The organism is Clostridium sp. AM29-11AC (genome assembly GCF_003480545.1).
GTDB lineage: Bacteria > Bacillota > Clostridia > Lachnospirales > Lachnospiraceae > Otoolea > Otoolea saccharolyticum_A.
The window spans coordinates 1-5,662 of record NZ_QUJI01000042.1 but is presented as its reverse complement, the minus strand read 5'-3'; the positions used below and the strand labels follow the sequence as shown (position 1 = coordinate 5,662).

General features: G+C 44.0%; 5 protein-coding genes. All 5 read right to left on the bottom strand.

Annotated elements, in window-relative coordinates:
- Window positions 1–774: 774 nt before the first annotated feature.
- On the bottom strand, window positions 775–2,157 hold the full coding sequence (locus tag DW757_RS16835; RefSeq protein WP_002595441.1) for a hypothetical protein: 1,383 nt from the start codon (window positions 2,155–2,157) through the stop codon (window positions 775–777).
- Window positions 2,158–2,538: 381 nt separating this feature from the next.
- The gene (locus tag DW757_RS16830; RefSeq protein ID WP_002595445.1) at window positions 2,539–3,093 is read right to left on the bottom strand and encodes a hypothetical protein; all 555 of its coding nucleotides are present in this window, start codon (window positions 3,091–3,093) and stop codon (window positions 2,539–2,541) included.
- A 390-nt stretch (window positions 3,094–3,483) separates the two neighbouring features.
- Window positions 3,484–4,599: a relaxase/mobilization nuclease domain-containing protein gene (locus DW757_RS16820; protein WP_118752302.1), complete on the bottom strand. Its 1,116-nt coding sequence runs from the start codon at window positions 4,597–4,599 to the stop codon at window positions 3,484–3,486.
- Entirely contained in the window at window positions 4,560–4,880 is a 321-nt protein-coding gene (gene mobC / locus DW757_RS16815; protein WP_002595443.1) for a plasmid mobilization relaxosome protein MobC, read from the bottom strand. Before mobC ends, DW757_RS16820 begins: the two co-directional genes overlap by 40 nt.
- Entirely contained in the window at window positions 4,873–5,508 is a 636-nt protein-coding gene (locus DW757_RS16810) for a hypothetical protein (protein WP_117450096.1), read from the bottom strand. Before DW757_RS16810 ends, mobC begins: the two co-directional genes overlap by 8 nt.
- Between the last annotated feature and the right edge of the window lie 154 nt (window positions 5,509–5,662).

Genomic DNA, 5,662 nt, shown 5'->3' with positions numbered 1-5,662 from the left:
ACAAGTTCTAAAGTGTAGCCGTTAGGCTATCACTTTAGGGAACTTGCAATATATCCACTACACATATTATAGTATAGTGGTAGCACTTCTGTCAAGCGGATATATTCGTGCGTATATTCTGCCAAGAATATAGTGGAGCTTACTTCCTCTTGGGCGACTTTGGAAGTGTAGGAGGAAGAAAGTCAAGGGCTTGTTTTTTATCTGCAGTATGAGCTTCAGCCTGCCGATCAGCGAGTACAGCAGATAAAAAATGGTCGCAGACCACCCTTTACTTTCTTCCTCCGGAACGGACAATACAGCACAGGGGAAGTAACGGAACGGACGGGCAGCCGTTTCCCTCTCCGGCATGATAGCCAACAAAAAAGAGTATCAAGGGTAAACGCTGCGGTCTTTCGACCGCCCTTGACACTCTTTTCCTTATGGCTCTGATAATAAACAAGGGGAAATGGCTTCTTGTGGCATTTCTGCCACTATGGTATAATGGGCAACGCTACCACCCCTATACAGGTACAGAAAGGGGGTGTGCCACCATGAGTATATTTTCGTCTTTCTTACTCTCTGTCTTGGCAAGTGTAGTCGCCTACTACATCTGCAAATGGCTGGACGGAGATAAATAGGCGGTAGCCAGCCTAAGGCATAAGCCACCTTGCCACAACGGAATAGAAAAGCCCCGGAGGTCGCAACTCCGGGGCTTTTTGCGTGCCACAATGAGCACTTTCGTCTTTCTTGCCTACTGGCATTATAGCATATGCCTTTCAGCATTTCAAGTATGCCCTACTTCCACCACTTATAAACCGTATGCTTTGCAAGTCCTGTCTCTCGGATGCAGTCCGCTTTTGTTCCCAGAGGGTTGCTTTCTCTCCATTCTTCGACAATCTTCGCCTTGTCTGGTCTCCCTTGTAGAGCTTTGCCCCTGTCCTCATTCATTGTTTCAAGGGTAAAACGTGCGATTTTTAAGTGCGTGGCTTGCTTTCTGCCGTTCCTCTTATTTGGCGGTATGACAACTTTCGTCTGCTTCTCTATCCATTCTCGGCTTGCCATAGTCGAAAGTAGCTTGTTATCAGCTTTGAGGGCTTTCAATGCGTCCTTTACATCTTCCCTTGTAAAATGGTTGTCCTCATCATCTGTAAGGCTCTCCAGATGCTCCAAAAATGAATAGGCATCTTGCCTTATTCGTCTTTCAGATATGCCACATTTCAAGCCATACGCACACAATGCCATGATTGAGAAGTACCTACCGCCTACCTTTACTTCGGTAAAAATCTTGTTCTTCCACCACTCATAAAGGGCTTCATTACACACCCATGTGCCTTTTTTCTTCGGTCTGCCCTCTACAACTCGCTCTTGATACCACTCTGGGTACAGCTTCTTTGCTTCGTCCAGTGACAGCTTACTCTTTTCTTTCTTCGGCTTCTCTGTAAGTACCGATAAATCAACCTTACAGTTCGGTATGCTGTCCTTTATATCTTCCAGAGTATAGCGGTTATCCGACATCTTATAGGCTTTCACTGGGAAGTCTGCCCCCAGCTTGCTCTGGCTCCCAACACACCTAAAGCCTTGATAGATACCTGTTATATCTGGGCTGTCTGGTCTGATACTGCTCGTATCGTTCCATAGTCTGCGGATAAATGCTTCTTTCAGCTCCGCAAGGGTATCTTCCAGATTATGATACAACTGTACTGGCTCTTTCAAAAAGTAATAGGCATGGACACCCTTTCCAGAACTCACAAGGTAGGTCGGTCGGAGCTGTACTCCGTTCCCGAATTGCTTCAAGAGGTTCTTCAACTGCTGTTTTCCGACATAATCAATATCTATTGCAACCGCATACAGTTCATGTGCGTTCTGCTTCGTGTGTGTCTTGCCATAGAACGTGATAGGCGGTATCAGTCCGAACTCGTCCCCTATGACCTTATCAAGCATATTCAGACTATCATCTATAACCCACTGCTTCGTTCTTCCCTTTCCAGATGGTCTTATCTGGGTTGCAATCACATTTCCTTTTCCGTCATGCTCTGCACTCTGTAAGCTCCCCTCTGGGAACAAGTCACGATAGAACTCATGGGGGCTGACCTCTGGAAAACCTCTCTCCAACATCAGCTCCTCTTTATCCCTATATACCTTTCTCCACTCATACATTGTTTTTGTATTTCTACGCATATTTTTCTCCTACTTAGATATATTATATAATATACTGCCCTTACTCCGCCTGACCGCTAATCTTATCAATAGATTTTTGCACCTTTTTCTCTCAAGTATAAGGGAGTGCCTTTTTGGTGTCAATATCTACACCTCACTCCCTCTCGCCTTCACCGCTTATCTTATCAATGAAGTATTTTACCTTTTTCCATCAAGTATAAGGGAGTGCCTTTTTGGTGTCAATATCTACACCTCACTCCCTCTCGCCCTTATCGCTTATCTTATCAATGAATTTATTGCACCTTTTTGACCTCTAAAAAAAGGGAGTGAATTAAGAATATCTCATCCTCACTTCACTCCCTCTTATTTTCATCACTACTCTTACCAATATTTCAGTATTTTCTACTTAGCATCACGAAGAGTTCCTTTCCATACTGCGTATTCGTCACCTTTCTCATCAGTTGCGGTTAATATTGCTTCACAATATGGATTTGATGGTGGATTCGGAGTCGTATATACATAGCTTCGAGAATTAGTTCCTGTATACCCATTATGATCTTCTTCATTTGTATGCCAACTATTTACTCCTTCAGCTCTTGTTACAAGTTTACTGGATTTTAATTTTAATGGATTAGACGTCATAGATGCCTTAACTGTGTACTGCGGTCTTCCAGATGAATCTAAACCATCATAAAAATACTCCATACTTCCTAAAATTCTATTTTCAATATCTAAAGCTGTAGCAGGAATAGGTTCTCGAGAAGAAATTGTGTTTTTTCCATCACACGCAAAATATACTTTATCCAGCAAAACAGATTCTCCATTAGTTGAACGAGTCACCGATTCTACCGCCTCGGTTTCAGCAGGAGCTGTATCTGCTGCAAAACTAACCATATTCATAGCCATCATCATTATTGCTGCCAAAGCTAACGCTACAGATCTGCGAATATTTCTCATTAATTTTCCTCCTATGTCAATGTATTTTTATAGCATCTAAAGCAACAAGTACATTGGCATCCCCTCCTTTTTGTTTTACTATACTATATTTTCAACAAAAAAACATTAATTATATATAACATTTTTATAAAACTTTACTTGACAAATAAATAATATAACACTATCAAAAACGTCCCAATATTACAGACCATACCGCCCCAAAACAGGTATATCTTCAAGCCCTCATATCTGAAAAAGCTGTTTTTGCTTTCCTCCAGCTCCCGGACTTTCTGCTTCATTACGCTTGTAAGCGTATCAGACTGCTTTTCAAGAGCTTTTGTTGCCTTCTGTACCGCCTCTATATTCGCCTGTAACGCCTTTTTTACCTCTTGGACGGTACTTTCTCTGACCTCATCTCTCAGGCTCCCAATTCCGGCTGATATGGCGTTCTGAAGTAGTTCGTTGCTGTTCTCTAACTGCTCGACTTGCTTCTTCAGCTCGCTGATGAGCTGCCTGCTCAGTTCTGCGTCTCTCTGCCTGTTCTGCTCTGCCCTTGCTTGTCCTTGATTTGACTGCTTCATCAATTCCTCGCAGCTCTCGCTCGACAAAGCTAAAGCTTCCTTCAGCAGGCTGTTCTCCAGCTCTGTCCGGCTCTGACGGTTCAGTTCTTGGAGCTGTTCTCTCGGACTTGCCTGCTCTGACTTCTGCTGTTCGTGCATTTCTCTCAAACTCATGCTCCAGTTCCTCCTTCCCAAAACCCATGTTGTAGTATTTTTCCAGCTTATTATTACGAATTTTGCAAGCCTTTTCCCCCGCCTGCTCTCTGGCTAAGTCGGTATATGTGATGTACTTGTGGCTGTCCTGCCAGTCCACTCCGTACCCTCTTTCATTCATCAGCCGGATAAAGGTTTCCCGGCTGGTCGCTGTTTCCTTACAGTCCAGGACTGCCAGGGCAATGTCCTGGACATAGCTTTTCACTTTCCCCTGCTCCGCCTGCTTCAGAATCTGGTACGTCTCTTTTTTCCATGCCACTGTTTCCTCACGCTCTGCTCCTTCAAAGGTCTTTCCCTTTTCTGGGATGTGCAGCCCCTGATCTTGGCTCTGGGCGTTGCACCGCTCCTTCAGTTCCCGAAGATCAGCACTGCTCCACTGGAGCTTGTGCCCGTCCTCAAAATTGACAGAATTGACGATAAAGTGCGTATGGATATGGTCTTTGTCCTTATGGGTAGCCACAAGCACCTCAAACCCTTTCCATGCCGGCGTATTCTCTGCAAGCTGTAAGGCGTTCCTGTGTGCCTGCTCCGGCGTGATTTTCTCGTCTTTATGGTAGCTCTGGACAAAGTGCTTGTATGTCCTTCCCCCAGTTTTCTCCCATAGTTCCTTGGTAGCCTGCATTTCCTCCTTTGCCGTCTCTGCTTCACAATGCAGACCGCTGACAAGCTTCTCCTCTGTCTTTTCCTCTTTTGTCACATAGTCCAGTGCTTGCCCTATGCCTGCTTTTGAAGATACTGCTTTAATAACTGCCATACTTCTCTCACCTCTTTCATGGTGTTAGGAAGCTCTTGCTTATAGTCCACATATCCATTTTCATTCAGCTTCTTGGCTATCTGGTTCAGATTGTTGCCTTGCCTTTTCAGCTCTGGATATATCTCTTTCAGTCCGTCCAGATTGACAATGTTCGACTGTGTGAGGGCTTCAATGATATATTGCTGTTGGCTCTTTCCAGACTGCTCTACTTTTTCTTTTATCTGTGCAAGTTCTTCCTCTGACACTCTTATAACTATCTGCTTCGGTCTTGTCCTATTCATTGATGAAGTCCTCTCTTTCCTTTACCCACTTCTTAATGAGTTCGATTTCCTCGTCCATGTTCGGCTCTTTCTCTGGCTTCCAGTCCGCTCTCATGTCTTTCAGTTCTTCCAGTGCTTCTTCTAAGTCTGCCTTATAGCTTTCTAAATCTTCTTTTTCGCTTGCTATATATTCATCAACACTATTGTAACAAGGCACACACTCATAGCTTGTTCTATCATCATTGTACTTGTGATACACAATGTCTTTCCATTCATCACTTGGCTCTGCTATGTTCTGTTTAGTGATTTCAATGTCGGATTTTATCGTCTCTACGTTCTCCAACATATCCAGATAATGCTCTGGTTCATAACCAAAATTCAATAAGTGATTCAGCAGTGTAGGCTCTGGGAACATTCCGAACCAACAACGCTCGAACCACTGGTCAGCATAATCTCTTTCATCACTTCCATTGGAGTAAGTACCGCCCACTAAATCTCCGACAAAATTCTCTATCAGTTCTCCGATAGTCAGACCATGCTCCCCACACTTTCTTGCCAGTCGGTCACAATCTGCGTCCGACAATTTCACTGTGATTTTTCTCTCTCTGATTGTTTCAATTTCTTTCTGCTGTTCCTCGCCCCAACTCATGCTTTTACCTCTCTTTCTTCTTGGCTATCACTCAACAATTTACCGCATATCTGCGGTCACTCAAAGGGGGATTGAAGGGGGGCTTTGCCACCCTCACAAGTTCTAAAGTGTAGCCGTTAGGCTATCACTTTAGGGAACTTGCAATATATCCACT

What these genes read in the sequence shown, in the direction of transcription:
- mobC (WP_002595443.1), bottom strand. Translation starts at nt 4,880, where the DNA reads ATGAATAGGACAAGACCGAAGCAGATAGTTATAAGAGTGTCAGAGGAA.
- DW757_RS16830 (WP_002595445.1), bottom strand. Translation starts at nt 3,093, where the DNA reads ATGAGAAATATTCGCAGATCTGTAGCGTTAGCTTTGGCAGCAATAATG.
- DW757_RS16835 (WP_002595441.1), bottom strand. Translation starts at nt 2,157, where the DNA reads ATGCGTAGAAATACAAAAACAATGTATGAGTGGAGAAAGGTATATAGG.
- DW757_RS16810 (WP_117450096.1), bottom strand. Translation starts at nt 5,508, where the DNA reads ATGAGTTGGGGCGAGGAACAGCAGAAAGAAATTGAAACAATCAGAGAG.
- DW757_RS16820 (WP_118752302.1), bottom strand. Translation starts at nt 4,599, where the DNA reads ATGGCAGTTATTAAAGCAGTATCTTCAAAAGCAGGCATAGGGCAAGCA.